Source organism: Arthrobacter sp. TmtSoilC48, from assembly GCF_059739425.1.
Window position 1 is genome coordinate 2,212,297 of sequence record NZ_AP046049.1, and the last position, 25,283, is coordinate 2,237,579.

The 25,283-nt window shown below is 62.3% G+C and carries 27 protein-coding genes; 19 read left to right on the forward strand and 8 right to left on the reverse strand.

Annotated elements, in window-relative coordinates:
- Positions 1-88 precede the first annotated feature (88 nt).
- From AC6I97_RS10420 to nucS, 3 genes are all read right to left on the reverse strand, one after another.
- Complete coding sequence (locus AC6I97_RS10420; protein WP_018776337.1) at positions 89-292, reverse strand: cold-shock protein; 204 nt, start codon at positions 290-292, stop codon at positions 89-91.
- 279 nt (positions 293-571) lie between these two features.
- On the reverse strand, positions 572-1,819 hold the full coding sequence (locus AC6I97_RS10425; RefSeq protein ID WP_497944838.1) for an N-acetylglucosamine-6-phosphate deacetylase: 1,248 nt from the start codon (positions 1,817-1,819) through the stop codon (positions 572-574).
- Positions 1,820-1,851: 32 nt separating this feature from the next.
- Positions 1,852-2,547, reverse strand: coding sequence for an endonuclease NucS (gene nucS, locus AC6I97_RS10430; RefSeq protein ID WP_216923947.1), 696 nt, complete (start codon positions 2,545-2,547; stop codon positions 1,852-1,854).
- A gap of 49 nt (positions 2,548-2,596) precedes the next feature.
- On the opposite strand from nucS, the gene AC6I97_RS10435 reads away from it, so the two are divergent.
- Together AC6I97_RS10435 and AC6I97_RS10440 are read left to right on the forward strand one after the other, a co-directional pair.
- The gene (locus AC6I97_RS10435) at positions 2,597-2,941 is read left to right on the forward strand and encodes an Rv1322 family protein (RefSeq protein WP_224090942.1); all 345 of its coding nucleotides are present in this window, start codon (positions 2,597-2,599) and stop codon (positions 2,939-2,941) included.
- A 33-nt stretch (positions 2,942-2,974) separates the two neighbouring features.
- Entirely contained in the window at positions 2,975-3,772 is a 798-nt protein-coding gene (locus tag AC6I97_RS10440; protein WP_497944839.1) for an alpha/beta hydrolase, read from the forward strand.
- 33 nt (positions 3,773-3,805) lie between these two features.
- On the opposite strand, the gene AC6I97_RS10445 is transcribed toward AC6I97_RS10440, so the two are convergent.
- Entirely contained in the window at positions 3,806-5,098 is a 1,293-nt protein-coding gene (locus AC6I97_RS10445) for an AI-2E family transporter (protein WP_309929014.1), read from the reverse strand.
- A gap of 240 nt (positions 5,099-5,338) precedes the next feature.
- Here AC6I97_RS10445 and AC6I97_RS10450 point away from each other — a divergent pair, with 240 nt between their 5' ends.
- The 8 genes from AC6I97_RS10450 to AC6I97_RS10485 all read left to right on the forward strand — a co-directional run bounded on the left by AC6I97_RS10450 (position 5,339) and on the right by AC6I97_RS10485 (position 14,810).
- Positions 5,339-7,105 carry a DUF8094 domain-containing protein gene (locus tag AC6I97_RS10450; protein ID WP_497944840.1) on the forward strand — a complete coding sequence of 589 codons (1,767 nt, stop codon included), beginning with the start codon at positions 5,339-5,341 and terminating at the stop codon, positions 7,103-7,105.
- A 38-nt stretch (positions 7,106-7,143) separates the two neighbouring features.
- On the forward strand, positions 7,144-8,145 hold the full coding sequence (locus AC6I97_RS10455) for a tetratricopeptide repeat protein (RefSeq protein WP_309929018.1): 1,002 nt from the start codon (positions 7,144-7,146) through the stop codon (positions 8,143-8,145).
- Positions 8,145-9,245: an NADH:flavin oxidoreductase/NADH oxidase gene (locus tag AC6I97_RS10460; protein WP_497944841.1), complete on the forward strand. Its 1,101-nt coding sequence runs from the start codon at positions 8,145-8,147 to the stop codon at positions 9,243-9,245. The genes AC6I97_RS10455 and AC6I97_RS10460 overlap by 1 nt, the downstream gene beginning before the upstream one ends.
- Positions 9,246-9,286: 41 nt before the next feature.
- Complete coding sequence (locus AC6I97_RS10465) at positions 9,287-10,156, forward strand: ABC transporter ATP-binding protein (RefSeq protein WP_497944842.1); 870 nt, start codon at positions 9,287-9,289, stop codon at positions 10,154-10,156.
- Complete coding sequence (locus AC6I97_RS10470) at positions 10,138-11,709, forward strand: transporter (protein WP_497944843.1); 1,572 nt, start codon at positions 10,138-10,140, stop codon at positions 11,707-11,709. Before AC6I97_RS10465 ends, AC6I97_RS10470 begins: the two co-directional genes overlap by 19 nt.
- 86 nt (positions 11,710-11,795) lie before the next feature.
- On the forward strand, positions 11,796-12,578 hold the full coding sequence (nagB, locus tag AC6I97_RS10475) for a glucosamine-6-phosphate deaminase (protein ID WP_216923939.1): 783 nt from the start codon (positions 11,796-11,798) through the stop codon (positions 12,576-12,578).
- A gap of 8 nt (positions 12,579-12,586) precedes the next feature.
- Positions 12,587-12,922 carry a DUF3039 domain-containing protein gene (locus AC6I97_RS10480; protein ID WP_216923938.1) on the forward strand — a complete coding sequence of 112 codons (336 nt, stop codon included), beginning with the start codon at positions 12,587-12,589 and terminating at the stop codon, positions 12,920-12,922.
- 112 nt (positions 12,923-13,034) lie between these two features.
- Entirely contained in the window at positions 13,035-14,810 is a 1,776-nt protein-coding gene (locus tag AC6I97_RS10485) for a DEAD/DEAH box helicase (RefSeq protein ID WP_224090930.1), read from the forward strand.
- Positions 14,811-14,840: 30 nt separating this feature from the next.
- Here AC6I97_RS10485 and AC6I97_RS10490 read toward each other — a convergent pair whose 3' ends face one another.
- Positions 14,841-15,473 (reverse strand): isochorismatase family protein, encoded by a 633-nt coding sequence (locus tag AC6I97_RS10490; RefSeq protein WP_497944844.1) that lies wholly within the window; start codon positions 15,471-15,473, stop codon positions 14,841-14,843.
- Complete coding sequence (locus tag AC6I97_RS10495) at positions 15,473-16,801, reverse strand: nicotinate phosphoribosyltransferase (RefSeq protein ID WP_224090926.1); 1,329 nt, start codon at positions 16,799-16,801, stop codon at positions 15,473-15,475. Before AC6I97_RS10495 ends, AC6I97_RS10490 begins: the two co-directional genes overlap by 1 nt.
- Positions 16,802-16,838: 37 nt before the next feature.
- Between AC6I97_RS10495 and clpS the strand changes: the two genes are divergently transcribed.
- The 6 genes from clpS to rdgB all read left to right on the forward strand — a co-directional run bounded on the left by clpS (position 16,839) and on the right by rdgB (position 21,263).
- Positions 16,839-17,201 (forward strand): ATP-dependent Clp protease adapter ClpS, encoded by a 363-nt coding sequence (clpS, locus tag AC6I97_RS10500; protein WP_216923934.1) that lies wholly within the window; start codon positions 16,839-16,841, stop codon positions 17,199-17,201.
- Positions 17,194-17,760, forward strand: coding sequence for a DUF2017 domain-containing protein (locus AC6I97_RS10505; protein ID WP_224090922.1), 567 nt, complete (start codon positions 17,194-17,196; stop codon positions 17,758-17,760). The genes clpS and AC6I97_RS10505 overlap by 8 nt, the downstream gene beginning before the upstream one ends.
- Before the next feature lie 64 nt (positions 17,761-17,824).
- Positions 17,825-18,973 (forward strand): glutamate racemase, encoded by a 1,149-nt coding sequence (gene murI / locus AC6I97_RS10510; RefSeq protein WP_309929032.1) that lies wholly within the window; start codon positions 17,825-17,827, stop codon positions 18,971-18,973.
- A complete protein-coding gene (locus tag AC6I97_RS10515) occupies positions 18,970-19,767 on the forward strand; it encodes an MBL fold metallo-hydrolase (RefSeq protein ID WP_224164650.1) in 798 nt (265 codons plus the stop codon). The genes murI and AC6I97_RS10515 overlap by 4 nt, the downstream gene beginning before the upstream one ends.
- A gap of 78 nt (positions 19,768-19,845) precedes the next feature.
- The gene (rph, locus tag AC6I97_RS10520) at positions 19,846-20,604 is read left to right on the forward strand and encodes a ribonuclease PH (RefSeq protein WP_254186194.1); all 759 of its coding nucleotides are present in this window, start codon (positions 19,846-19,848) and stop codon (positions 20,602-20,604) included.
- Positions 20,601-21,263 (forward strand): RdgB/HAM1 family non-canonical purine NTP pyrophosphatase, encoded by a 663-nt coding sequence (gene rdgB, locus AC6I97_RS10525; RefSeq protein WP_309929040.1) that lies wholly within the window; start codon positions 20,601-20,603, stop codon positions 21,261-21,263. Before rph ends, rdgB begins: the two co-directional genes overlap by 4 nt.
- Positions 21,264-21,381: 118 nt before the next feature.
- On the opposite strand, the gene AC6I97_RS10530 is transcribed toward rdgB, so the two are convergent.
- Positions 21,382-22,146, reverse strand: a complete 765-nt coding sequence (locus AC6I97_RS10530) for a DedA family protein (protein ID WP_224090919.1) — start codon at positions 22,144-22,146, stop codon at positions 21,382-21,384.
- Positions 22,147-22,276: 130 nt separating this feature from the next.
- Between AC6I97_RS10530 and AC6I97_RS10535 the strand changes: the two genes are divergently transcribed.
- Positions 22,277-23,293, forward strand: coding sequence for a 3'-5' exonuclease (locus AC6I97_RS10535; RefSeq protein ID WP_497944845.1), 1,017 nt, complete (start codon positions 22,277-22,279; stop codon positions 23,291-23,293).
- Between the two features lie 24 nt (positions 23,294-23,317).
- Here AC6I97_RS10535 and AC6I97_RS10540 read toward each other — a convergent pair whose 3' ends face one another.
- A complete protein-coding gene (locus AC6I97_RS10540; RefSeq protein WP_497944846.1) occupies positions 23,318-24,388 on the reverse strand; it encodes an ADP-ribosylglycohydrolase family protein in 1,071 nt (356 codons plus the stop codon).
- Positions 24,389-24,498: 110 nt separating this feature from the next.
- Between AC6I97_RS10540 and AC6I97_RS10545 the strand changes: the two genes are divergently transcribed.
- Together AC6I97_RS10545 and AC6I97_RS10550 are read left to right on the forward strand one after the other, a co-directional pair.
- Entirely contained in the window at positions 24,499-24,855 is a 357-nt protein-coding gene (locus AC6I97_RS10545) for a YidH family protein (protein WP_309929050.1), read from the forward strand.
- A gap of 53 nt (positions 24,856-24,908) precedes the next feature.
- Complete coding sequence (locus AC6I97_RS10550; protein ID WP_224091073.1) at positions 24,909-25,253, forward strand: DUF202 domain-containing protein; 345 nt, start codon at positions 24,909-24,911, stop codon at positions 25,251-25,253.
- Positions 25,254-25,283 lie beyond the last annotated feature (30 nt).

Genomic DNA, 25,283 nt, shown 5'->3' on the forward strand with positions numbered 1-25,283 from the left:
TTCCGGCTGTTAAACACGTTGATCCCGACTGGAAAGCCGGGACCAACGTGTTTGTTGAAATTCCAACAAACAAAACCAACAGCTAAGACTAGACGACCGTAACGCCGGTTGCCTGGGGGCCCTTGGCGCCCTGACCGATCTCGAACTGAACGCGCTGGTTCTCATCGAGGGTCTTGAAGCCACCGGTCTGGATCTCGGAGTAGTGAACGAAAACATCCCCATCCGAGTCATCCGGGGTGATGAAGCCGAAGCCCTTTTCAGCGTTGAACCACTTGACGGTTCCCAGTGCCATGTATTTCTCCTCATTATGGAACAGCAGTCCGATACACCTCGTACCGGCCCTTGTTACTCCGCGAGAAGATCCGGATTCCGTCCAGGCTTGGCCTGTCCGGTTTCGCAGGAGCTTCACGCTCGCAACTCGTCTTGCGAGCATGAAAACCACCTACACAAAGACTGCTACAACACTTTCATGTGGCGTGCCGGAGGTCAACGGTCTTTAAGGCAATTCGGGAAAATTTTCGGTAAAAAGAAGGTAACGCGGACAACCGCAATTCGCCGCGATCTGATTGTCCTAAGCCAACCACTGTCCGTTACGCATGACCGCAGTAAGGCCGAGTTCCTGATCGGTAGTAACAACGTCAGCGCGAAGGCCGCGTCGCAATCCACCCACCTCGTCAGAGAGTCCAAGAATGGCTGCAGGCACTGCAGTCGCTGAGCAGATGGCGTCCGGAAGGGCGACGCCGGCGGCCACCGTCTTGCGGACCACTTCCAGGAGGGTGGCCGTGCCCCCTGCGATGGAGCCGGTGGAATCCAGGGTTGCCACGCCATTGCTGACGGTCACCGGCGATGGTCCAAGCATGTAGTTTCCGTCCGAAAGCCCAGCAGCGGCCATCGAATCAGTCACCAGGAGAATGTTGGCGGCACCCACCAACTGAAAAACGGTGGCCACGGTACTGGGGTCCAGATGGGTGTCGTCGGCGATGAGTTCCACCACCGCCTTTCCCGCCTGGGCGGCCCGCAAGCAGGCAGCAACAGGGCCTGGCGCGCGGTGATGGATGGGTGGCATCCCGTTGAAAAGGTGCGTCACTGTCGGTAGCGAGCTGACGCCGTCGAACCCTGCCGATTCCAGTCCTTCGCGGGCCGCAGCCAACGATGCAGCGGCAGTGGCGTCGTCACAATCCGTGTGTCCCAACGACGGCGTCACGCCGTGGAAGGTCATTAAGTCAACCAGGGCAGCGGCCCCGGGCAATTCCGGGGCATACGTCATAGTGGCAAGTTTGCCGGCGGCAGCGCCCACGAGTTCGTTCATGAGGTCCAGGTCCGGCTCCAGCAGGTAATCCGGGTTCTGGGCACCGCATCGTGCATGGGAGAGGAAAGGACCCTCCAAATGGATGCCGGCCACCAGACCTTCGTCAACGAGCTTCACGTAGAGTTCGATCCCGCGAAGGAGGTCCTCCCGGGGCGCCGTAACCATGCTTGCGAGGAAAGTTGTGGTGCCGGAGCGGTGCAGGAACTCTACTGCTTTACGGGCCGAGGCCTCCTCTCCGCCTGGAAAGTCACCACCATTGCCGCCATGGCAGTGGACGTCCACCAAGCCAGGGAAGATGAAGTGGCCGCTGGGCGCACCAATGCGTATGGCGTGCCCGAAGCCTTCAAACGCGTCCGCGTCAAAGCCGTCCGCCGGCCCTGCGTAGGCGATGCGGTCGCCGTCGATGGCCAGGAGGCCGTCTTCCACCACCACACCGTCACTTACGAGCGTTCCCGTGAGGATTTGGTGGCTGGGCGCGGAAGAATGGACGAAATGGTCTGCGGCAGTCATGACTCTGATTCTAGTGGTCTGCGGCACACTCGCTAGAAGAGGCGGGATTCGCTGTCGTCCACACCGCGCATGGCGTCATAGTCCAGCGTTATGCAGTCGATTCCGCGGTCGTTGGCCAGGACTTTGGCCTGGGGCTTGATCTGCTGGGCTGCAAAAATCCCACGGACGGGCGCCAGCAGTGGATCCCGGTTCAACAGCTCCAGGTACCGGGTAAGCTGCTCGACGCCGTCGATGTCGCCGCGCCGCTTCAGCTCGATCGCCACCGTTGCGCCGGTCGCGTCCCGGGCAAGGATGTCTACGGGTCCGATCGCGGTGAAGTATTCCCGCCGGATGAGTGAGTAACCGGTTCCGAGCGTTTCGATCTGTTCTGCCAGGAGGCGTTGCAGGTCAGCTTCCACGCCGTCCTTGATCAGTCCGGGATCGACACCCAGATCATGTGAGGTGTCATGCAGTTGCTCGTAGATGTTGATGATGAGCCGGTCATCGGTCTTGGCCGACTGCACGGTCCACTGCTCAACGACGCCCTCTTCCACTTCGGTTTCCTCGGGGGAAGTTACGCGCAGCGTGGCCGGTGGGCTCATCCAGTTCAACGGCTTGTACGAGCCGCCGTCGGAGTGCACCAGCACCGAGCCGTCGGCCTTGACCAGCAGGAGCCTGGTGGCGAGTGGGAGGTGGGCCTTGAGACGGCCAACATAATCAACAGAACAACGGGCTATGACGAGTCGCACCCGCCTTACCTTACCCGGTGGCGGCCGGTCGCTGGGGCAGAATGGAATCATGCCCCGTTCCAACCGCCCTCGTCGCAACGCCGCCAGCACACGTTCGAACAAACCCGCCGGCAAGTGGGCAGACGAGGCCCCGGAACTGGACCTGGAACGGGCAAGGGCGGGGATTGCGCGCAGGGAAAGCGCCCCCGATGGCGACTGGATGGTCCGCACCATGACGGCGCGGAAGGCGGAGAAGCAGTACATCTGCCCGGGCTGCTCGACAGCCATCCTCCCCGGTATCGCCCATTTGGTGGTGTGGTCTGACAACCACCTTTTTGGCGAAGCCGCCGGGTTGGCCGAGCGCAGGCATTGGCACACCAACTGCTGGACGTCACGAACCTACCGGTACCGCTGACCAGGTCCCGCCGATTCCCTTAGGCTTGGGAGCATGACTTTCGACCCCGCCTCGTTCGTTTTCACTGCGCAGGATGCTCCCTCGGCGATCCGGGCCTCCACCGTCCTTCCCGCGCGTCGGGAGAATGTGGAATTCACCACCGACGACGGAAAACTCCTGCTGGGGGAGCTCGCCGTGCCGGAGTCGGGGGAAATCACCGCAACGTTGATCACCCTTCATCCGCTGCCGACCCATGGCGGCTTCATGGACTCGCATGTCTACCGCAAGGCTTCCTACCGGCTTCCGGCGCTGGCAGGGTTGGCGGTCCTGAGGTTCAATACGCGTGGCACACACTCGCCGCGCGGCACCAGCCAGGGGCAGTTTGAAGAGGGCATCGGTGAGCGTTACGACGTCGAAGCCGCCGTCCGTTTCGCCGTTGAGCGTGGCCTGCCGAACCGGTGGTTGGTGGGTTGGTCGTTCGGGACGGAACTGGCACTGATGTACGGCGCAGTGGAACCTGTGGCGTCACAGATCGAGGGCGCGGTCCTCCTGTCTCCGCCACTCCACCGGGCAACGGACGTCCACCTCAAGGAGTGGGCAGCCTCCGGAAAGCCGCTGACCGTGTTGGTTCCGGAACACGACGATTACCTTCGACCCGCGGAGGCAGCCCAGCGCTTCAGCCTGATACCGCAGGCGCGGCTGGTGGGCGTCGACGGTGCCAAGCACCTGTGGGTGGGGGAGAAGTACGCAGCGCGCGTCCTGGACGAAATCGTCGACGACGTCACTCCGGCAGGTGCCGGCGTGAACGGTCTGCCACGTGAGTGGGCGGGCCCGGTCGCCAACGCGGGATGAACAGGCCAGCGCGGGACGACTGGACGGGGAAATTCAGTGTCTGTCCTGGCGCATGATGAAGACTTCCTTGATCAGCAGCATGATGGCCGCCGCTGTCGGAATGGCAATTAACGCACCCAGGACACCCAGCAGGCTTCCGCCGGCGATGACTGAGATCACGGCGACTGCACCCGGAACGGCCACAGCCCGCTGCATGATGCGCGGCGAAATGAAGTAGGCCTCGAACTGCAGGTAGGCAAAGTAGGCGATCGCATAGATAACGGCCGTTTGCCATCCGGCTGTCAGCGCCACGAGGATAACCACAACTGCGGCGATCATGCCGCCAACCAGCGGGATGAAGGCCAACAGCGCCACCACGAAGGCAAGCAGGACGCTGAAGGGAATGCCGAGGATGCTCATGACGATGAAGGCAAAGAATGCGTTCAGCAGGGCAACGCAGGCCTGGCCAATCACGTAGTTGCCCACTGAATCGGTAATCGCTTCCGAAAGTGCCTCGACACGGGGGCGGCGCGACCTCGGCGCCAGGCGGTAGGCCCATTTCTTCATGGATGGCAGGGCAGCCAGGAAGTACAGGCTAAGCACCAGGACAATCAGCGTGCCGAACAATCCGTTGGCCACGGTGGAACCGAAGCCCACCACGCCGCCGAAGATGCCACCCATGGCTTCGGGATCCTTGACGAACTTATCCAGTTCGGTAGTGATGCGGTCGCGAATGCCGAACTGGCTGTCCACGGTCCGGAAGAAATCAGAGTCGAGGAAGCCCCGTATCCACTCGGGCGCTTGCCGGACGATCTCGGAAACCTGTTCCACGATGGTGGGAATCAACGTTGCGAAGAACCCGGCGACCGCAAGGACCAGGACAGAGACAGATATCAGGATGCCGCCAGGGCGCGGCACCTTTCGGGTCTCAAGCCATCGGACTACCGGATCCAGACCGAGGGCGATGAAGAGCGCGGCAACGATCCATAGGATCAGCTGGGTGGTATTGCTCGCGATGTAAAAGACCAGCAGGGCCACGCCGACCCCCGCTGTGCCCATGAAGCCCACATATAACGGGTGCTGGGAGGACATGCGGGGCCCGGGAGCACCGAAATCGTTGTCTTCGTCGGCCTTGATGCCTTCCGCTGCAACAACGGCCTCGTCCTCGGGAGGCATCTCGAACCTGACCCGGGTGCGGGCTCCCGGGATGGGTTGCCTCAGCTTGCGGGCTATCGCGGCCAGGCGTCCGGTGCGGACCGGAACAGTAGCGGAGGTCCCATCCGCGGGGGCATCCACCACAGTTGACCCTGACTCATCGATGGGACGGGGCTCCAAGTGGTCTTTCACGCGGTTCTGCTGCCTTTTCTACGTTGTTTGCACTTTTTGTCTACGTTATTAGCCAAATGCGGTGGTGACGCTGCGATTTCAGGCGCTGGTCGCCTGGATATCATGATCATCGCCACACTATCAGGAGCCCGGAATCCGGCCTTGGCGGCGCCATTGCACGGAACCAGGCGTCCCCGGCGGGATGGGCCGATCTGACTCTTTGATAACAAAACGGTTACCCTTGAAGTTCAACGACCGCTGATGATAGGTGATCCTGTGCGTTTGAAGACTGCAGCCTTGCTGGTGCTGCTGGGCCTGCTGACGATGCTGGCCGGCATTGGCCAGCTAACCTTCTGGGCCCCCGCCGAGACCGTGACGGCCTCGGTTCCCAGTGACACAAAAGCTGCCCCGCTGACCGTGATCGACCAAAAGTTGATCGCCCTCCATGACGGGCCGGTGAAGATCAAGATCCAGGGTGAAGGCAACTTCATCGTTGCCACGGGCCGCCCGGACGACGTCGAAGCCTGGGTGGGCAAAACTGCCCACAACACTCTGACGGGAGTCTCCCAGGACCAGAAGTCCCTTGAGGTTGCCTCCACTGACGGGGAAGCAACTGCTCCCTCTCCTGTAGGTTCGGATCTGTGGGTTAACACAGAAGACGCCAGCGGAGAACTGGACTACACCTGGAATCCTCCTGCTGGAGGCGAGTGGTCCCTCCTGGTAGCCAGCGACGGAACCAAGCCTGCGCCGTCGTCAATCTCGATGACTTTCCCCAACAACGCAACCACGCCTTGGGCCGTGCCGCTCATCGTGCTTGGCATTATCATCATGCTTGCCGGAGTAGCCCTCCCGTTCGTTTCCAAAGCCATCAGTAACCGCCGCAAGGGCGATGAGCACCGTAAGGGTGATGACTTCGGTGGACCGCGTGGTGGCGGGGAAACCACCACCCTGCCCGTCCAGGCGCCGCCCGGCAAGGCTGACGGTCGCCGCGGCGCTGGAGCAGAAGGCTCAAGCCTGCGCATTACTGCCGTTGCCGCTGCACTCGCAACCGCGCTTGTGGGAAGTTCGGCGATCGCTGCCCAGGCAACGTCCACGCCCAAGCCCACCAACTCTTCTTCCGCTTCGACGGAAGGAGACGCGGCACCTGTAATGCTCGAATCCCAACTGCAGCGCATCCTGGAGCAGGTTGCCAGCACTGTGGACGCAGCGGATGCCGCCAAGGATGCGGCCAAGCTCGCGCCGCGCGTGGACAAGATGGAACTCCAGGTCCGCACCCAGAACTACAAGATCCGCTCCACGGTGTCTGCTTACGAGCCCCGGATGCCGGTTCGTGCCACCAAGCTCCAGAGCAGCGTCATCAGTACCAAGCGCGACTGGCCGCGTACGGTCTTTGCCCTGACCCAGGGTGAGGGCAACGTCGTGCCCCAGGTCCTGACGTTGGTCCAGCTCTCACCGCGGGAAAACTACAAGCTCTGGGGCAGCGCTCCGTTGCAGCCGGGCACCAACTTCCCGTCGTTCCCCGTTCCCCGTGACGGAACCGCTCCTGCCGCAGCTGATGACAAGACCGGACTGGCTTACAGCGGCAACGAAGCCTTGGGAATCCTTGGCGAGATGCTGACAACTCCTGACTCACCCAACAGGAGCAAGCTCGCTGATGGTCAGTCCTCGCCGTACATCGCCGGTGCCCTTGCCTACCAGGCGGACACCGTGAAGAACGGAACCAGTGCCAACTTCAAGTTCTCCCATACACCGGTGAACAACCAGACCGTGGTGCTGCGCACGGCAGATGGCGGCGCTCTGGTGGTCGGGCGCCTGGACTTCGCCTTTGAAGGAACACCGAAGGCGGCAGGGGACAAACTGATTCTCGAGGACGACTCCGCTGTTTTCGCCGGCGGCAAGGAAACCACCACAGGCATGGTCCTGAACTTCGCCGAATCGGTGGCCGTTTACATTCCGCCGGCAGGTTCTGCTGATCCCATGAAGCTCGTAGCCGCTACCCGCGGACTCGTGGGAGCCAGCTTCAAGTAGGACATGCCCATGGCAAGGCAGCGGCTAGAGTGGACGGTATGAGTTCGCCCGGATACCGACCCACTCCAGCCGCTGCCAGCCAGCTGAACCTGCGCGGCGCCGTCGACCTCTCGTCGTTGCGCCGGCCCGCCGCCCCGCCCCAGTCGCCGCCTGCAGGCGCGCCAACCGATTCCGCCAGCCCGGAATCGGGGGCACCCAGCGGAGCCGAATCGGGACGTGCACCCCTTCGCGTGGACGCTACCGAAACCAATTTCCAGGATCTGGTGCAGTTGTCCGCCCAGATACCTGTCCTCTTCCTTCTCTGGTCGCGCTATGCCGCAGAATCTCCGGCTGTCCTCGACGCAGCCCAGCGCGTCGTCGAAAGCTATGGCGGACGCTTGGTTCTTGCTGCCGCTGACGTTGATGCGTTCCCTCAACTCGCACAGGCCTTCCAGGTCCAGGCAGTGCCCACGGCTGTTGCCGTCGTCAAAGGGCAGCCCGTGCCGTTGTTCCAGGGTCCTGCCGATGACGAGCAGATCCGCAGCCTCGTTGATGAACTGCTCAAGGTTGCAGCCGCCAACGGCGTGACGGGAAGCATCGGTGATGCTGCGCCGGAGGGCGAAGCGGAACCAGCACCGCTGCCTCCCCTCCATCAAGCAGCCATCGATGCAATCGAGGCCGGAGACTACGCCGGAGCGGCGGCTGCCTATAAGCAAGCACTCTTGGAAATGCCCGCCGACGCAGACGCCAAGGCAGGCTTGGCGCAGGTGGAGCTGATGGCCCGGCTTGAGAAGATCTCAGCTGCCGAAGCTGAAAACCTCCGGGAACTGGCAGCACAGGAGCCCGACAATGTGCAGGCCCAGCTGGGCGTGGCCGACCTCGACATCTCCGGTGGGCACATCGAGGATGGATTCAACCGCATCATTGCATTCATCGGCCGGAATTTCGGTCCCGAGCGCGAGACCGCCCGCCTACGCCTGCTTGAACTTTTCGAAGTAGTGGGCACGTCGGATGAGCGGGTGGCCAAAGCCCGTCAAGGACTTGCGAGGGTTCTGTTCTAGTGCCCTCGGCGCTGTTTACGCCCCTGCAGCTGCGTTCGCTCCACATTGCGCATCGTGGGTGGGTTTCACCTATGTGCCAGTACAGTTGCACCCCGGAAACGGGTGAAGGCATACCCAACGACTGGCACTTGATGCACCTGGGATCCTTTGCGGCCGGTGGTGCTGCGTTGATCCTGAGTGAAGCTGCTGCGGTGAATGCCTCAGGCCGGATCAGCCCCAAGGACGCTGGACTCTACTCCGATGAGCAGGCTGCCGGCTGGGAGCGGATTGTCCACTTCGTTCACCAGCACGGCGCCGTCGACTGCAAGATCGGCGCCCAGCTCGCGCACGCCGGGCGTAAGGCGTCGACGTACTGGCCGTTTTCAGACCGGACCGGTTCCGTTCCAGCTTCCGACGGCGGCTGGGTCACTTTTGGTCCTACCCAACAGCCCTACGACGGTTATGCGGCGCCGGAAGCCATGAGCGAAGAAGACATCCATGGAGTTATTGCCGACTTTGCAGCTGCGGCCGCCCGGGCTGTGGCCGTAGGTTTTGACACCGTGGAAATCCATGGCGCACACGGGTATCTGCTTCACCAGTTCCAAAGCCCCCTTATCAACACCCGTACTGATAAATGGGGTGGCACTGAGAATGGGAGGAACCGGTTGATGCTCGCGGTCGTAGACGCCGTGCGAGAGGTCATTCCGGATTCCATGCCATTGTTGTTGCGGATTTCCGCAACTGATTGGGCGGAAGGGGGAGTGGATATCGATGCCTCCGTCCGCCTTGCCAAGGCCGCGTCCGAGCGCGGTGTCGACCTCGTGGACGTCTCCAGTGGCGGGGCGGTCGCCCATCAACAAATCCGGCCCGCTCCCGGTTACCAGGCTGGATTCGCCGAACAGGTAAAACGCGACGCCGGTATACCCACCGGCGCAGTGGGCCTGCTCACAAGTGCCACCCAGGCCGAGGATATCGTGGCAAACGGGCGTGCCGATGCGGTCTTCATGGCGCGGGCAGCGTTGCGCGATCCGCACTGGTGGCTCAGGGCCGCTTATGAGCTCGGACACGAAATTTCCTGGGTTCCGCAGTACCGCAGAGCCATACCCCGCCACGGCTTCTAGCACGTCCCGACACCACCGTAAGCCGGGGCTAGGCTGGAGCCATGACGGAACCGCGCCATGAACCACTCTCCCAGCCATCCCGGCTTCGCCGGCCTGCACCCCAGGATTCCGCGGTTGAAGAAGCCGGACTGTCAGCAGACCCGCACAGGGACCTGCCGGTATCGGCTCTGTCCATCCGCGGCCTGGCCAAGCGGTTCGGTGGAAAGATCGCTGTCGATGGCCTGAGCCTGGAGGTTCCAGTGGGTTCCTTCTATGGAATGGTGGGTCCGAACGGTGCCGGCAAGACCACCACATTGTCTATGGCCACTGGGCTGCTGCGGCCGGACTTTGGCACGGCGTTGGTCCATGGTGTGGACGTTTGGGCCCGGCCCCTGGAGGCCAAGAAGCTCATGGGTGTGTTGCCCGACGGTGTCCGTTTGTTTGACCGGTTGACCGGGGAACAGCTGGTCACCTACGCGGGCCTGCTCCGTGGCATGGACCGGGACGTGGTTCGTCCCCGGGTGACCGAACTGTTGGCCGCCTTGGACCTTGAAGCCGATGCCGGATCTTTGGTGGTTGATTACTCGGCAGGTATGACCAAGAAGATTGCGTTGGCTTCGGCGCTGATCCATGCTCCGCGGCTGCTCGTATTGGACGAGCCCTTTGAGTCGGTGGATCCGGTGTCGGCGGCAAACATCAGGGGCATCCTTGAGAGCTACGTATCTTCCGGAGGTACGGTCATCGTCTCCAGCCACGTCATGGACCTCGTGCAGCGCATGTGCAGCCATGTGGCAGTTGTGGCATCAGGACGTGTCCTCGCGGCGGGGTCCGTGGATGAAGTCCGGAACGGTTCCACGCTGGAGGAACGTTTTGTGCAGTTGGTAGGCGGCGGGCACCGGACGGAGGGACTGGAGTGGTTGCGCACCTTCTAAGCCTTAAATGGCGGTTGCTCCTGAACGGCGTCAAGCGCAGCCCCGCGCAGCTCATCGGAATGGGCATCGGGCTGTTGTATGCGCTGGGAATTGTGGCCCTGTTGATTGGAGCCTTGATTGCCTTGCGTTGGGCGGACGCTGAAATCGCCCGGACCGTGGTGGTCTTGGGCGGTGCTGCGGCAATGCTGGGCTGGGCAGTGGTTCCCCTTCTAGCATCCGCAGCCGACATGACGCTGGACCCCGCGCGGTTCACCACGTCTGCGATCCCACCCCGCCAGCTTCTCACCGGCCTTGCTTTGGCGGGTTTCATCGGGATTCCGGGCCTTGCCACAGCCCTTGTCGCGCTGGCCACTGTTGGCACGTGGTGGCGGAGTTTTCCATCCGTGGCGGGTGCGTTGCTGGGCGCGATTTTGGGAGCCTTGACCTGCGTGGTGTTGTCCAAAGTGGTGACGACTGCGACTGCCGGCCTGGCATCGTCCCGCCGTTTCAAGGACGTCAGCAGCATCGTCTTTTTCATCCCGCTCATGCTGATGGGTCCCATCATCGTGGGTATCGTCGACGGAGTTCGCGGCACGGCGGATTATCTCCCTGGGCTTGCCCGTACAGTCTCTTGGACCCCTCTTGGCGCGGCCTGGTCCATGGGCGGTGACCTCGAGGCTGGCGACGTTGCTTCCGCCGGACTGAAGCTTTTCATTGCTGCTGCAACCCTGTTCGGATTGCTGCTGTGCTGGCACCTGCTGCTGCAACACGCTTTGGTGACGCCGCCGTACGCCGGAGGTTCCGCCAAGAAGGGCGGCAAGCGTGGGCTGTTCGATGTACTGCCAGGTACACCGGCTGGCGCGGTTGCTGCCCGCGCCTTGATTTATTGGATGAAAGACCCTCGATACGCGGGCTCGCTGGTGGTCGTTCCACTGTTTCCGGTGATTTTCTTCTTCAGCGGGAGCCAAAGCGGTGATTACGGAATGCTCATGCTCCTTGGGCCGCTGACGGCGTTTGTCATGGCGTGGTCCATCTGCGCTGATGTTTCCTATGACAACACCGCCTTTGCCCTTCACCTGGCAGCAGGTGTCAGGGGTGTGGATGACCGCCTGGGCCGTGCCATTGCGTGCTTGACCATTGCCCTGCCTCTTGTGCTTCTCTTTTCCATAGGTCCGTTCTTCTTCACCGGTTCCTGGGCGTGGGCTCCGAACGTGGTGGGACTGTCGCTGGGCACGTTGTTCACCGGCTTGGGTTTATCCTCGGTGATCTCTGCGCGATACAACATCGCTGTGCCCTTGCCCGGTGACAGCCCGTTCAAGAAGCCACCTGGCAACGTTGCCCAGACGCTGGCCGTGCAGATGATAGGCATGGGTGTCCTGGTTCTCTTGCTCCTGCCGCAGCTTGCGCTGGTGGGGGCCCAACTGTTTACCGGCAGCGTCGTCCCCGGCTGGATTAACCTTGGTGTGGGTCCACTTTTGGGCATTGGCCTGTTCGTGGTCGGAGTGCGCCTGGGCGGTAAATGGTTGGATGCACGGGGCCCGGAGATGTTCGCCCAGGTCAGTGTGAACCGCTGACGCCGTAACAACCATGGCAAGCTCATGGGACATGGGATAACCTCGTGTCAATACCGCGCAATTCCTACACAAGAAAGGCAGTGACGATGGAAGTTGTCATTCTCCCTGGCACCAAACAGATTGGCGCACTGGCGGCAGATGCCATCGAAGCCCTTGTGCGCCGCAAGCCGAACGCGGTCCTGGGTTTGGCCACGGGCTCCTCTCCGCTGCCTATCTACGACGAATTGGCCCGGCGCTACGAAGCCGGGAGCGTGGACTTCAGTGAGGCACATGGATTCGCGCTTGATGAGTACGTTGGACTTGAAGCAGGTCATCCTGAGTCGTACCGCGAGGTGATCCGGCGCGAGTTCACCAATCGGGTAAACATCAAGCCTGAGAATGTGCATGGCCCCGATGGTGCCGCCGAGGACCTGGAAGCAGCCTGCCAGGCCTACGAGGATGCAATTAAGGATGCCGGCGGCGTGGACCTCCAGATCCTGGGCGTCGGCACGGACGGCCACATCGGATTCAATGAACCCGGTTCATCGCTGGCATCCCGCACCCGGATCAAAACGCTGATCGAGCAGACCCGCAAGGACAACGCACGCTTTTTCAACAGCATCGACGACGTCCCGCACCACGTGGTCACCCAGGGGTTGGGCACCATCATGGATGCCCGCCACGTCATCCTGGTGGCTACGGGTGCGCAAAAAGCCCAGGCAGTGCGGGATTTCGTCGAAGGTCCGGTAGCCGCAATTTGCGCTGCATCCGTCCTTCAGATGCATCCCCACGCCACAATATTGGTGGACGAGGCCGCGGCGTCGTCGCTGAAGCTGGCCGATTACTACCGCCACACCTATGACAACAAGCCGGAGTGGCAGGGTCTGTAGACGGTAAGATGGATGCCATGACTACGCTTCCTCCGGATCCATTCGAAAACGACCCCATGCGCGAGCTTTCCGGAGCCGGAACGTCCACATCCACCATTGAGCGCGAGGAAACGCGCCAGGAAGTGGAGCCCGGCGACCGCGAGCGGTTCGCGCACTATGTGCGCAAGGAAAAGATCATGGAGTCGGCAATGACCGGCGAGCCCGTCATTGCCCTCTGCGGCAAAGTCTGGACGCCGGGGCGCGATCCCCAGAAGTTCCCGGTCTGCCCGGAGTGCAAGGAGATCTATGAGGGCCTCCGTCCCGGCAATGACGGTGGAGACAGCGGCCCGGGCAACTCCAAGTAGTGGGTAGGGAGAGAACACAGGCCCCTTCCCGTAGTGACCGCAATGCGGTCCGTTGCCGCGTGCCCGGAGAACCGGGGCTAATTTTCGCTGCCATCACGCCGGGGGAGTCCGCATGACAGAAACATTATTTGGTGGTCCATCCCTGCCTCCGGCGTACCCGGAACGCGCCGCATGGGGTACAGCGCCCAAGCTGCGTGCCTGGCAGCAGGAAGCCCTGGATCTTTACATGGCCAGGCATCCAAAGGATTTCCTGGCCGTGGCTACGCCTGGCGCCGGTAAAACTACCTTCGCCTTGCGCATTGCCACCACGCTGCTGGATAGCGGCGTAGTTAACAGGATCACCATCGTGGCTCCCACGGATCACCTGAAGCGGCAGTGGGCTGACGCCGCTGCCCGGGTGGGCGTTGCCATTGACCCCAACTTCAAGAATTCCGATGGCCAGCATGGCCGTGGATTCGTTGGCGTCGCTGTGACGTATGCCCAGGTGGCGAGCAAGCCGATGCTGCACCGTGCCAAGACAGAAGCCGCCCGGACGCTGGTCATCCTGGACGAAATCCACCACGGTGGAGAGGCCCTGTCCTGGGGAGACGGCTTGCGCGAGGCCTTTGATCCAGCGGCAAGGCGCCTTTCCCTGACTGGTACGCCGTTCCGTTCCGATACCTCACCCATCCCGTTCGTGGAATACGCCGAGGACCGCGACGGCATTCGCCGCTCCAAAGCCGATTACACGTATGGCTACGGCAATGCCCTCCGGGACCACGTGGTGCGTCCCGTGCTTTTCATGGCCTACTCGGGCCAGATGCGCTGGCGGACCAGTGCGGGTGACGAAATGGCCGCCTCCCTTGGGGAAGCGGCTGTCACCAAGGACATCACGTCACAGGCCTGGCGGACGGCGTTGAACCCGACCGGCGAATGGATTCCGGCTGTCCTTGCCGCCGCGGATAAACGCCTTGGCGAGGTTCGCCGGACGGTCCCGGACGCCGGTGGGCTGGTTATCGCCACGGACCACGACGACGCCCGTGCCTACGCAGGGCAGCTTAAGAAGATCACCGGGCAGTCGCCCACGGTAATTCTCTCTGACGACTCCAAGGCTTCCAGCAAGATCGAGGAATTCTCCGCGGGAGACAAGCGATGGATGGTCGCCGTCCGGATGGTGTCCGAAGGCGTGGACGTTCCCCGTCTCTCGGTGGGCGTCTACGCCACGTCCACCTCGACGCCGCTGTTTTTTGCCCAGGCCGTAGGCCGTTTTGTGCGTGCCCGGAAAAGGGGCGAGACGGCGTCGGTCTTCCTGCCCTCGGTACCACCCCTGATGGTGCTGGCAAACACCATGGAGGCCGAGCGCGACCACGCCCTTGACCGCCCGGAAAAGGATGAGGACGGACTCTTCAGCCCTGAAGAGAACCTCATGGCCGAGGCCAACCGCGAGGACAAGGCCTCGGACGAGCTCACCAAGGGCAAGTTCGAAGCCCTCGACTCGCAGGCTTCCTTTGACCGCGTCCTTTTCGACGGCGGTGAATTCGGTACGGGAGCGGACATCGGCTCCGATGAGGAGTTGGACTTCCTCGGCATTCCGGGGCTTCTCGACGCCGAGCAGGTAGGGACGTTGCTGCGTCAGCGGCAACACGAACAGCAATCGCGCAAAAAGCGCCAGTCGCCTTTGGCGGCCGCAGCTTCTCCGGCCGTACCCGACCACCGCATGCTCATGGACTTGCGCAACGAACTGGCCAAGAACGTAGCCGCGTGGTCCGCCCGGACAGGTACACCGCACGGAGTAGTTCACACGAAACTGCGCGAACTATGCGGTGGACCTGCTGTAGCCCAGGCGAACGAGGAACAACTTCAGGCACGGTTGCGTAAGTTGCAGGATTGGTTCATCGGGCGAAAGTAGCCGGACCTGGCAGCGTTAAACCCAGCTGCGTTAAATCTGGCTGCGTTCAACCTCGACGCCGGCGGCTTCCATTTCGTCGAAGGTTTCGGTGAGGTCTCCTGCGATTCCCGCTGTCAGGTCCGCAATGACCGTAGTGGCATATCCGGCCTGTACGGCGTCAAGGGCCGTTGCCTTGACACAGTAGTCCGTGGCGATGCCTACGACTACCACCTCTTCGACGTCGTGGCTTTGCAGCCAGTCATCGAGGCCGATGGCATCTTCATCCAGGACCTCGGAGACGACGGACCCGGCCTTGAGATCCCCGGAAGGGACGTCGTCTTCCGGGGCAAGGACGCCTTCAAAGCCGGAGTAGGCCGCTGTGTACTGTCCTTTACGGAAGTAAGCCTGGATGTATTCCGGGTCCAGGTCCTCGTGGAGTTCAGCTCCTTTGGTCCGGGCCCGGCAGTGCGGCGGCCAGGAATCCACCATGTCCGGCTCATCGGAGAAATGGCTGCCCGGTTCGATGTGCCAATCCTGGGTGGCCACGATGTGGTCAAAATGCTGCTGGTTCGCATCCACGTACTCGGTGATGGCGCCGGCAACTGCGGCGCCCCCTTCGACGGCGAGGCTACCGCCTTCGCAGAAGTCGTTCTGGACATCGACGATGATCAGGGCCCTGGACATCAATTCTCCTCGTAGATGGTGGGGATGGCGGCCTCGCCGCGCTGCAGGCGGTTCACTACGGCGGGCAATTCGGCCATGCTGGCGGCGTGCCGTTCTTTGGCGCGGATCACGCCTTCGGGGCCAGTCCAGCCGGGCAGGAGTTCACCATTCTTGATGAACTGGTGCAACAATGAACGGTCGTTTCCGTCGTCTTCCGGCCGGCGACCTATTCCAACGATCTCCTGCGTGGCCCTTCCGTGTTCGTTGAGTTTGCGCAGGGCGTACTTGCGTCCACCTACGCTGGCCTTGTTCTTGGCCGCTTTCGCAACGGAGATGAACTCGCCGGCGTCGTTTGTCCTGCTCACCAGCTTGTACACCATGCTGGCGGTGGGGGCGCCGGAGCCCGTGACCAAGGACGTGCCAACCCCGTAGGAGTCCACAGGGGCGGACTGGAGGGCGGCTATGGCGAATTCGTCCAGGTCCGAGGTAACTACTATCCGGGTGTTCACGTTTCCAAGGTCATCCAGCAGTTGCCGGACCCACTGCGCCTGGGCAATCAGGTCGCCGGAGTCCAAGCGGACGGCGCCCAGTTTGTCCCCGGCCAGTTCGACGGCGGTGCGCACCGCTGTTTCGACGTCGTACGTGTCCACCAGCAGCGAGGTTCCCGGGCCGAATGCGGCGATTTGTGCTTCGAAGGCCTCGCGTTCGGTGTCGTGGAGCAGCGTGAAGGAGTGCGCCGCGGTGCCAACGGTTTTGATGCCGTAGCGTCGTCCGGCCTCAAGGTTGGAGGTGCTGGCGAAGCCGGCGATCACTGCGGCGCGGGCAGCCGCCGTCGCGGATTCTTCCTGGGTGCGCCGGGAACCCATTTCGATGCATGGCCGGCTGCCGGCCGCTGACGTCATCCTTGATGCGGCAGAGGCGATGGCGCTGTCGTGGTTCAGGACGGAGAGGATGTAGGTCTCCAGGATGCAGGCTTCGGCGAACGTGGACTCAACGATGAGGATGGGGGAGTTGGGGAAGTAGGCGTCGCCTTCCGCGTAGCCCCAGATGTCTCCAGTGAATTTGTAGTTGGCCAGGTAGTCCAGTGTCTCCTGGTTGACCACCTTGTTCCGCTCAAGGAATGCGAGCTCGGCTTCACCGAAGCTGAAGTCGGCAATTCCTTCCAGGAGGCGGCCGGTTCCCCCTACCACGCCGTAGCGGCGGCCGTCGGGCAGGCGCCGGGCGAACGCTTCAAACACTGAGCGGCGATGGGCAGCCCCCGAGTGCAGGGCGGCCTGGAGCATCGTCAACTCGTAGTGGTCGGTGTACAAGGAAGTGGCGGGATGGTCCCAAGACGTGGCTCTACTCACGAATTCACTCTAGTGCGAGCCGCCATAGAATGGACAGATGACCCCTAGCGTTGCATTTGGCACGGACATTGATGAGCGGACGGAAGCCGTAGAGCAGACGTCCACCGATGTCCTGACTGCCCCGGACATCCCTTGGAATTTGGTGATCTGGAATGATCCCGTCAACCTCATGAGTTACGTCAGCTATGTGTTCCAGAGTTACTTCGGCTACTCCGAGTCCAAAGCACACAAGCTCATGATGGAAGTCCACAGGAAGGGCCGCTCCATCGTGGCGCATGGCAGCAAGGAACAGGTTGAGCAGCACGCAGTAGCCATGCACGGCTTTGGACTGTGGGCCACCGTGGAGAAAGCGGCAAGCGGAAACGAAGCACCCGGGAAGGGCGGCCGCCAGCGTGGCTAAGGCATTCAAATACGGACTCAAGGGAATCACCGGCTACCTTGAGCCTGCCGAACGGGATCTACTACGCGGGCTGCTGGACGACGTCATCTCGATGCTGGAGTCCGATGCCCGGGAGAACGAGGACCCGCTGGCCGCCTTGATCGGCTTGGACATGGACGTGAAGCAACCGAGCGATCGCGCCTTGCTGCGGCTTTTGCCGAATGTCATGAAGGACGACGACGGCGGCTCGCTTGAGTTCCGCCAATTGACCGAACGCTCCGTGCGGGAAAACAAGATTGGCGCGTTGAAGGCCACAGCGATGGGCCTGGACAAGGATGATCTTGTCCTGACCCTGGAGGACGCAACGCGCTGGTCCATGGCCTTGAATGATGTTCGCCTGGTTTTGGCCGAACGCCTGGACATTCGCGATGAGGCGGACGCCGAGCATATCCACAGCATGCAGGACTGGAGCCAGGCGGAGGACGTGGAGAGTTACCTGGCGTTGGTCTACAACTTCACCACCTGGCTCCAGGAGTCTCTGGTGCAATCGATGATGTCGGCCAGGCAGGCAAAATCCTGATCCGGGAGGTCATCACCGGGCCTGCCTATGTGACACACCAGACACGAGGCGGAGGCCACAGGTAATGGCCGCAACACAGGGGAAGCCTTATTCTCGAATAATCATGACTTCAGCATCTGGCAGTTCAACGGGCGACAGTTCAAAGGGCGACGATTCAACAGGCGCCGGATCATCAGGCGCCGGATCATTAGACGCCACAGGGGTCGCGGTTGCTGCCTCGCCCGCTGACCTGGTGGTCCCCAATGAGCTCATGGGGTCCCGTCCGATTGGTGTCTTTGATTCCGGCGTGGGTGGGTTGACGGTAGCCCGCTCCATCATCGATCAACTCCCCAACGAATCCATCCTGTACGTGGGGGATACCGCAAATGGACCCTATGGGCCACTGCCCATCGCCGAGGTCCGGGCCAACGCACTGGGTGTGATGGACGAGCTCGTGGATTCGGGTGTGAAGCTGCTGACCATTGCCTGCAACTCTGCTTCGGCCGCAGTTCTCCGGGATGCGCGTGAACGCTATACCGCGCGATATGGGATCCCTGTTATCGAGGTCATCCAACCCGCTGTGCGTAGAGCGGTCGCGGCCACCCGTTCCGGCAGGATCGGCGTTATTGGGACCTCCGCCACGGTAGGCTCGCGCGCCTATGAGGACACGTTCGCGGCAGCCCCCGATCTTGCCATTACCTCTGTGGCGTGTCCGGCCTTCGTGAGCTTCGTTGAAGCCGGCGTCACCACGGGAGCGGACCTTCTGGCAGCGGCGAATGAGTATCTGGAGCCGCTGAAACACGCTGGTGTGGACACCGTGGTGCTTGGATGCACGCACTACCCCCTCTTGACCGGGGTGATCTCTTTCGTCATGGGCGAGGACGTGACCCTGGTGTCCAGTGCGGAGGAAACTGCAAAGGACGTCTACCGCGCTTTGACCACCCACGGTATCCAGCGAACCGATGCAAGTGCCCCCAGCCATGAGTTCATTGCAACGGGGGATGCTGTCCAATTTGAAACGTTGGCCCGACGGTTCCTCGGCCCCGAGGTCTTGTCCGTCAAGCACGTCGACCACGTGGCTGCGCAATACCCCACTGGAAGCCTGGCGCGCATCACGCCGGAAATGCTGGAAGCGGCCAGGAGCGGCGCGGGACTGTCGCGTCGCTCCTACTTCGTGCAACCGGAAAGGGGACCCAGCCCCGGTTCCAGCGCAACCTTGGGACGTGGCCTGTGAAACTGACCATCGTGGGCTGTACTGGTTCATTTCCGGGTCCCGGCTCGCCGGCGTCGTGCTATCTGGTGACTGCGCATGACGGTGAGCGGGAATGGAAGATCGTGATGGACCTTGGGAGCGGAGCGTTGGGTGCCATCCAGCGTTACACGGATCTTGAGGACATCGACGCCATATTCCTCACGCACCTGCACCCGGACCATTGCATGGACTTGTGTGGCCTCCACGTAGCGGTCCGGTGGAAGCCCGGCGGTTGGGGGCGGGACCGGATTCCCGTGTGGGGGCCGGCAGCAACTGCGGACAGGATGGCAACTGCCTATGGGCTGGACCTGGATCCCGGCATGCATGAGGAGTTCGACTTTACCAATTGGGCCGAACAGAAGCCCGTCACTGTTGGTCCTTTCACGGTGACGCCCTACGGCGTCAACCATCCCGTGGAAGAGGCTTATGCATTGCGTGTGACGGCAACGGAACCAGGCAAGGACGGAACGCCGGTAACCCGCGTACTGACATATTCGGGGGACACCGATTCGTGCCAGGGGCTGGAAGAGGCAGCCAGTGGCGCTGATTTGTTCCTGTGCGAGGCCGCGTTCGAGGAAGGCCGCGATGACGGCATCAAGGATGTGCACCTAACGGGTAAGCGTGCCGGGGAGGCCGCCATGAACGCCGGCGCCAAACGTTTGCTTCTGACCCATATTCCGGTGTGGACTTCGCAGACCAAGGTAATGTCCGAGGCCAAGCCGGTGTTTGCCGGGGACGTTGCTGTTGCCGTCGCCGGGGTCCACTACACGATCTAAGCCCCTCCGGATGGTGCCCTGTACGCCTGGCCGGCTGGGCGGCGTCGGGCGTTGTCCCATCGTCGCTAAGCTTGAAGCATGACTTCTGAAGCTACAGCCACACCCGTTATCCGCGCCGACGGCCGGACCCCCGATCAACTGCGTCCTATCAGCATTACCCGCGGCTGGTCCAAGCAGGCCGAGGGCTCGGCGCTCATCGAGTTCGGAAACACCCGGGTACTGTGCACGGCTTCCCTGACCGAAGGCGTTCCACGCTGGCTTAAGGGCGAGGGCCGCGGCTGGGTTACCGCCGAATACGCCATGCTGCCCCGGGCAACGAACACCCGATCCGACCGCGAGTCCGTGAAGGGCAAGATCGGGGGACGCACGCACGAGATCTCCCGCCTCATTGGCCGTTCGCTGCGCTCCATCATCGATACCAAAGCCCTGGGCGAGAACACGATCGTCCTTGACTGCGATGTGCTGCAAGCCGACGGCGGTACCCGCACCGCGGCCATCACCGGCGCCTATGTGGCGCTTGCCGAAGCGATTCGGTTTGCCCGCGAAAACAAGCTCATCGCCCGTAATGCCGAGCCGCTGGTGGACACGATTGCTGCCGTTTCCGTGGGCATCATCGATGGCGTGCCGATGCTGGACCTGCCGTACGTCGAGGATGTCCGGGCCGAAACGGACATGAACGTGGTGGTCACTGGATCCGGCAAGTTCGTGGAGGTCCAGGGAACGGCCGAGGGCGCTCCGTTCGACCGCGATGAGCTCAACGCCCTGTTGGACCTCGCCCTGATCGGCACGGGCCAGCTTGCGGCTATCCAGCGCGAGACGCTGGCGGAAGCTCCGTGAGCGGCGACTCCGCCTCCGGTGCTCCGCGGCTGGTTCTGGCAACGCACAACCAGGGCAAGTTAAAGGAACTCCGGGAGCTGCTTCGCGGACAGGTTCCAGGGCTCGACGTCGATACCCAAGTGGTGGATGCAGCTGCCGTTGGTGCACCGGACGTTGCGGAAACCGGGGTCACCTTTGCTGAGAACTCACTCCTGAAGGCGCGTGCCGTGGCTGAGGCAACGGGTTTGGTGGCCATCGCGGATGACTCGGGGCTTGCCGTTGATGTCCTGGGCGGAGCGCCAGGCATCTTCTCCGCCCGGTGGTCGGGAAAGCACGGGGACGACGCAGCGAACCTGCGCTTGCTGCTCGCGCAGCTCTCCGATGTGCCGGACACCTTCCGCGGGGCAGCTTTTGTGTGCGCGGCCGCCCTGGCAGTGCCCGGAGCTGATGGAATTACGCACGAAACCGTTGAGTACGGGCAGCTCGAAGGCACGCTGCTGCGCGAGCCACGTGGTGAGGGTGGGTTCGGGTATGACCCCGTGCTCCAGCCCGCGGGGATGGACCGCAGCTGTGCGGAGCTGACATCCGAGGAAAAGAACGCCATCAGCCATCGAGGCCAGGCGTTCCGGGCTTTGCTCCCCGCGATCGTTGCAGCGCTCTCGGGTGTTCATTCCAGCTAACAGTTCCAACCAACACTGGGAACCGGCTCTTGGAAGTCCAGGTTTAGCCATACAGGAGAAGGCACCCCGCTTGTGCGTCGGTGCCTTCTCCTGTATGGCTAAAAAAGTGCGGTGGGGCCTACTTCTCGCGGTGCTTTCCGCCTTCGTGCTCCTCGATGAATTCCTCCACGGGGTTGCTGCCTTCCGCGGCAGCTTTGCGCTTGGCGACGACGCCGCGGCTTACCTCGATGATGATGGGAATAACCGAGATCAGGACAATGACGATGAAGATGATGTCCAGGTTGCTGCTGACCCACGGAACCCGGTCGCCCAAAAGGTACCCAAGCAAGGTGACACCGCCGCCCCAGAGGGCGGCGCCAATGACGTTGAAGAGGAAGAACTTGCGTTTGTCCATCTGGGCCACGCCGACGATCACCGGTACGAACGTACGGATGATGGGGACGAACCGGGCCAGAATCAGGGCTTTGCCGCCGTGCTTCTCAAAGAAAGCGTGGGCGCTTTCGACGTTTTCTTTTTTGAAAAGCCTTGAGTCGGGGCGGTTGAAGATTGCAGGGCCGGCCTTTGAACCAATGAGGTAGCCGGTCTGGTTGCCAATGATCGCGGAAACGATGATGAGGGCGGCCAGGGCCCAGATATTGAACTTGATGGTGTCTGTGGCTACAAGGAGGCCAGCGGTGAACAGCATGGAATCGCCGGGCAGGAAGAAGCCCACCAGCAGGCCGGTTTCGGCAAAGACAATGCCGCATACCAGCAGTACTACCCACGGGGCCAAGGCTGGATCAGCCAGGAAGACCTGGGGGTTAAGCCAGTCCGGCAGGAACGAGGCCATGGGTGGACGCACTGGTCCCGCGCCCCCGAAAGTGGATACGGCTAAGTCGTTCATCGCAGTAAAGATCACCTATCAAGCCTACTGGACGGCCGTCGTCGTAACCCTCACCACAATGCGGCCCGGAAACGCCGCCCCGCCGCGGAAACCGGCAAGAACGCACCCTTTCGGCCTGTAACCTTGTCCAGTGGCATTGGACTTTACGGCGATCGACTTTGAAACAGCCAACGGCTTCAGGGGGTCGCCGTGTTCGGTCGGCCTCAGCAAAGTCCGCGGCGGTGTGGTGGTGGAGGAAGCCTCCTGGCTCATGCGCCCGCCGGAGAACCATGACCACTTCGAGTTTCACAACACCCGCATCCACGGCATCCGTGCCGAAGACGTTGCCGGCCGTCCCAGATTCGGGGACCTCTTCCCTGAAATCGGTGCCTTCATCGGCAACGACGTCCTTGCAGCACACAACGCAGCCTTTGATCTGGGCGTTATCCGATCCGGCTTGGAGGTCTCCGGACTTGCAGGCCCGGCCTACGAGTACGTTTGCACCGTGATGCTGTCCCGCCGCTGCTACTCGTTGGTGTCCAACTCGCTGCCGTACGCAGCGGAGGAAGCCGGAGTACCCCTGGTCAACCACCACGATGCCGCCGAGGACGCACGCGCCTGCGCAGGAATCCTGGTGGACATCGCCCGCCGTAACAACGCCAACAGCATCGCGGAACTCTATCTTTCGCTGGGCCTCACGTTGCCCAGGCAACCTGCCTTCGATCCCATGAATGGCCTCTCCAAGCCCACCCTTGCCGCGCTCGCGGGCAGGAAGGCAAATAGTCCCGCGGAGCAAACCCTGGACGGCGCCCTGAACGGTCCCGGACGTGCATGGTCCGCATGGCCCGAGGAAGGCTCTAATCCGTTGCCGAACCCCGCAGCCGAACCGGGACATCCGCTGTTCGGCCAGACGGTGGTCTTCACCGGCGACCTCATCATGACCCGTCCCGAGGCCAAGTCCCGGGCAGCAGAGATGGGTGCACGCCCCGAAAGCAGGGTGACCGCACGCACCACCGTGCTTGTGGTGGGCGACGGGTTCGTGGCCGGGGACCTCCGCGCCGGGCGGCTGACGGGCAAGGCCAAGCGGGTCTTGGAACTCCACGCGAAAGGCCAGCAGATCGAGGTGGTCTCGGAGGGCGAGTTCCTGCAAATGGTGGGCGGAAACTAACGCCTGCGTCCGGTGGGAAGCTAATCAGCCTGTGGTGACGGCGAGCAGCCGGTCCGCCATGCCACGAATGACCTCTGTGCCTTCCAATGCCCCGAGCCATTCGGCAGGAAGGCAGGCTTCGCCGTAGTAGGCGCCCAAAATGTTTCCGGCGATGGAACCGGTGGAATCGCTGTCGCCACTGTGGTTGATGGCCACCGCGATGGCTTGGCGGAAGTGCTCAGTGGGCTCGCTGCCTTGCGTGGAGAGAACGGCATAAAGCCCGACGGCGAGTGCCTCCTCGGCGACCCAGCCCTCACCCAGCGCTGCAACCAGCTTTTCAGGACTGAGGGGAGAGGGCTCCGAGGACAACCTCAAAGCTGCTTCCAAACGCCCGGGCAGTTCGGGAGCTTTGGTGGGCACGCCGTTCACGTAGTCCAGCGCGCCAATAGCTGCGGTGCGGACGTCACTGCCGGCCACAATATTCTGGATCATCAAGCTGAAGGCAGCCGCGCTCAGCCGTGCTGACGGGTGTCCGTGCGTCAACGAGGCAGCATCTGAACTGAGTTTGTACACGGCTTCACGGGAGATATGGGGCACGAGTCCAAACGGTGCAGAACGCATGACTGTGCCACACCCCTTGGAATCGGGGTTAACCGGCCTGGCCACGGTGCCCATTTCTCCTGAAGCCAAACCGCTGAGGCAGGTGTTTCCCGGAGCCCGACGACGCCGAAGTACTTCCTGGCCGTCTATCCACCGGGGTTGCGGAACCGGGGCAGAAGGGGAAACGGCAACGTTCTGGGTTGCCAGCCAGCGAAGGTAGGCCAGCCAAAGGCAGGCGATCTCATCTGCCGCCACCCCATCATTGGCCCATTCGAGGGCGTCGACCAGACCGTCCACGGTGTACAGCGTCATCTGCGTGTCGTCCGAAAACTCGCCCATGGCGTCAAGCTGGTCAAACGACGTGAGCCCGGCGGAACCGTAACGGGCACGAATGGCATCAAGGCGGTCGAACTCCACTGCGTAGCCAAGGGAATCACCCAGGGCCCCTCCCAGCAATGTCCCGTGGACGCGGGATTCAAACGACGGGGCGGCGGGGGAGGACGCTTCAAAACTCATGCCATCAACTTACCGCGCCCTGCTGTATCCGATGGGGTAAGCAGTTGATGTGGACGGCCGCTGATATGGTTGGGAGGCTGCCCAGCACTAGGAAAATTTGGAGAGATGACGTGCGTGAACCGGCTTGGCGACGGACAGGCAAGACACCTGACTACAGGTTCTCCTTGGCGAACGAACGGACCTTCCTTGCGTGGATCCGGACGTCGTTGGCGTTGCTCGCCGGGGCCATTGCCATCGATCAACTGGCTCCCAACATTGCCCCCCAGCCAGTCAGGATCGTCCTCTGTGTGCTCCTGTCCCTGATCGGCGCCGGCCTGGCCGCACTGTCATACCGCAGGTGGGGGCAAATGGAAGCTGCGATGCGCAACGATGAAGCCTTGCCGTTCTCCTGGGTCATGCTGCTCATGACGATCGTGGTGGCCGTGGCGGCATTCGCTTTCGCCGTGTTGATTTTGGTGGCGCGATGACCGGGTTTGCGCGATGACGAGGTTTCTATGATGACGAGGCCCGCACGTTGAGCATGGACCTCCGTGATCCCGGTCTACAGCCGGAACGGACCACGCTGGCCTGGCGGCGAACCCTCATTTCGCTGGTGGTGGTGGATCTGTTCATCTGGCGCAGTTGGCTTACCTCCGAGCCCTCAACGGGCCATCTCATTCCGGGCCTTCCCGGGCTGGATTACCAAGGTATCTGCGCCCTCATGGCTGCTGCCGCCACCGTTGTCCTGGCTTCTGTGGTGTGGGTCCGATCACGCCAGCTTCATGCTGGAACCGAGGCAGCTTCGGCACGACTCATCTTTGTCAGCACCCTGGCCGTGATAGGGCTCGGCCTAACTGCGATCGCGGCCATTGCCTTGGGCGGCTAAGCTCGGATCGGTAGTCAGCCGGGACCCAGC

What these genes read in the sequence shown, in the direction of transcription:
- murI (WP_309929032.1), top strand. Translation starts at nt 17,825, where the DNA reads ATGGCCGCAACACAGGGGAAGCCTTATTCTCGAATAATCATGACTTCA.
- AC6I97_RS10540 (WP_497944846.1), bottom strand. Translation starts at nt 24,388, where the DNA reads ATGAGTTTTGAAGCGTCCTCCCCCGCCGCCCCGTCGTTTGAATCCCGC.
- AC6I97_RS10490 (WP_497944844.1), bottom strand. Translation starts at nt 15,473, where the DNA reads ATGTCCAGGGCCCTGATCATCGTCGATGTCCAGAACGACTTCTGCGAA.
- nagB (WP_216923939.1), top strand. Translation starts at nt 11,796, where the DNA reads ATGGAAGTTGTCATTCTCCCTGGCACCAAACAGATTGGCGCACTGGCG.
- AC6I97_RS10435 (WP_224090942.1), top strand. Translation starts at nt 2,597, where the DNA reads ATGCCCCGTTCCAACCGCCCTCGTCGCAACGCCGCCAGCACACGTTCG.
- rph (WP_254186194.1), top strand. Translation starts at nt 19,846, where the DNA reads ATGACTTCTGAAGCTACAGCCACACCCGTTATCCGCGCCGACGGCCGG.
- AC6I97_RS10485 (WP_224090930.1), top strand. Translation starts at nt 13,035, where the DNA reads ATGACAGAAACATTATTTGGTGGTCCATCCCTGCCTCCGGCGTACCCG.
- AC6I97_RS10420 (WP_018776337.1), bottom strand. Translation starts at nt 292, where the DNA reads ATGGCACTGGGAACCGTCAAGTGGTTCAACGCTGAAAAGGGCTTCGGC.
- AC6I97_RS10465 (WP_497944842.1), top strand. Translation starts at nt 9,287, where the DNA reads ATGACGGAACCGCGCCATGAACCACTCTCCCAGCCATCCCGGCTTCGC.
- AC6I97_RS10425 (WP_497944838.1), bottom strand. Translation starts at nt 1,819, where the DNA reads ATGACTGCCGCAGACCATTTCGTCCATTCTTCCGCGCCCAGCCACCAA.
- AC6I97_RS10450 (WP_497944840.1), top strand. Translation starts at nt 5,339, where the DNA reads ATGATAGGTGATCCTGTGCGTTTGAAGACTGCAGCCTTGCTGGTGCTG.
- AC6I97_RS10480 (WP_216923938.1), top strand. Translation starts at nt 12,587, where the DNA reads ATGGATGCCATGACTACGCTTCCTCCGGATCCATTCGAAAACGACCCC.
- AC6I97_RS10440 (WP_497944839.1), top strand. Translation starts at nt 2,975, where the DNA reads ATGACTTTCGACCCCGCCTCGTTCGTTTTCACTGCGCAGGATGCTCCC.
- AC6I97_RS10530 (WP_224090919.1), bottom strand. Translation starts at nt 22,146, where the DNA reads ATGAACGACTTAGCCGTATCCACTTTCGGGGGCGCGGGACCAGTGCGT.
- AC6I97_RS10550 (WP_224091073.1), top strand. Translation starts at nt 24,909, where the DNA reads ATGGACCTCCGTGATCCCGGTCTACAGCCGGAACGGACCACGCTGGCC.
- clpS (WP_216923934.1), top strand. Translation starts at nt 16,839, where the DNA reads ATGACCCCTAGCGTTGCATTTGGCACGGACATTGATGAGCGGACGGAA.
- AC6I97_RS10455 (WP_309929018.1), top strand. Translation starts at nt 7,144, where the DNA reads ATGAGTTCGCCCGGATACCGACCCACTCCAGCCGCTGCCAGCCAGCTG.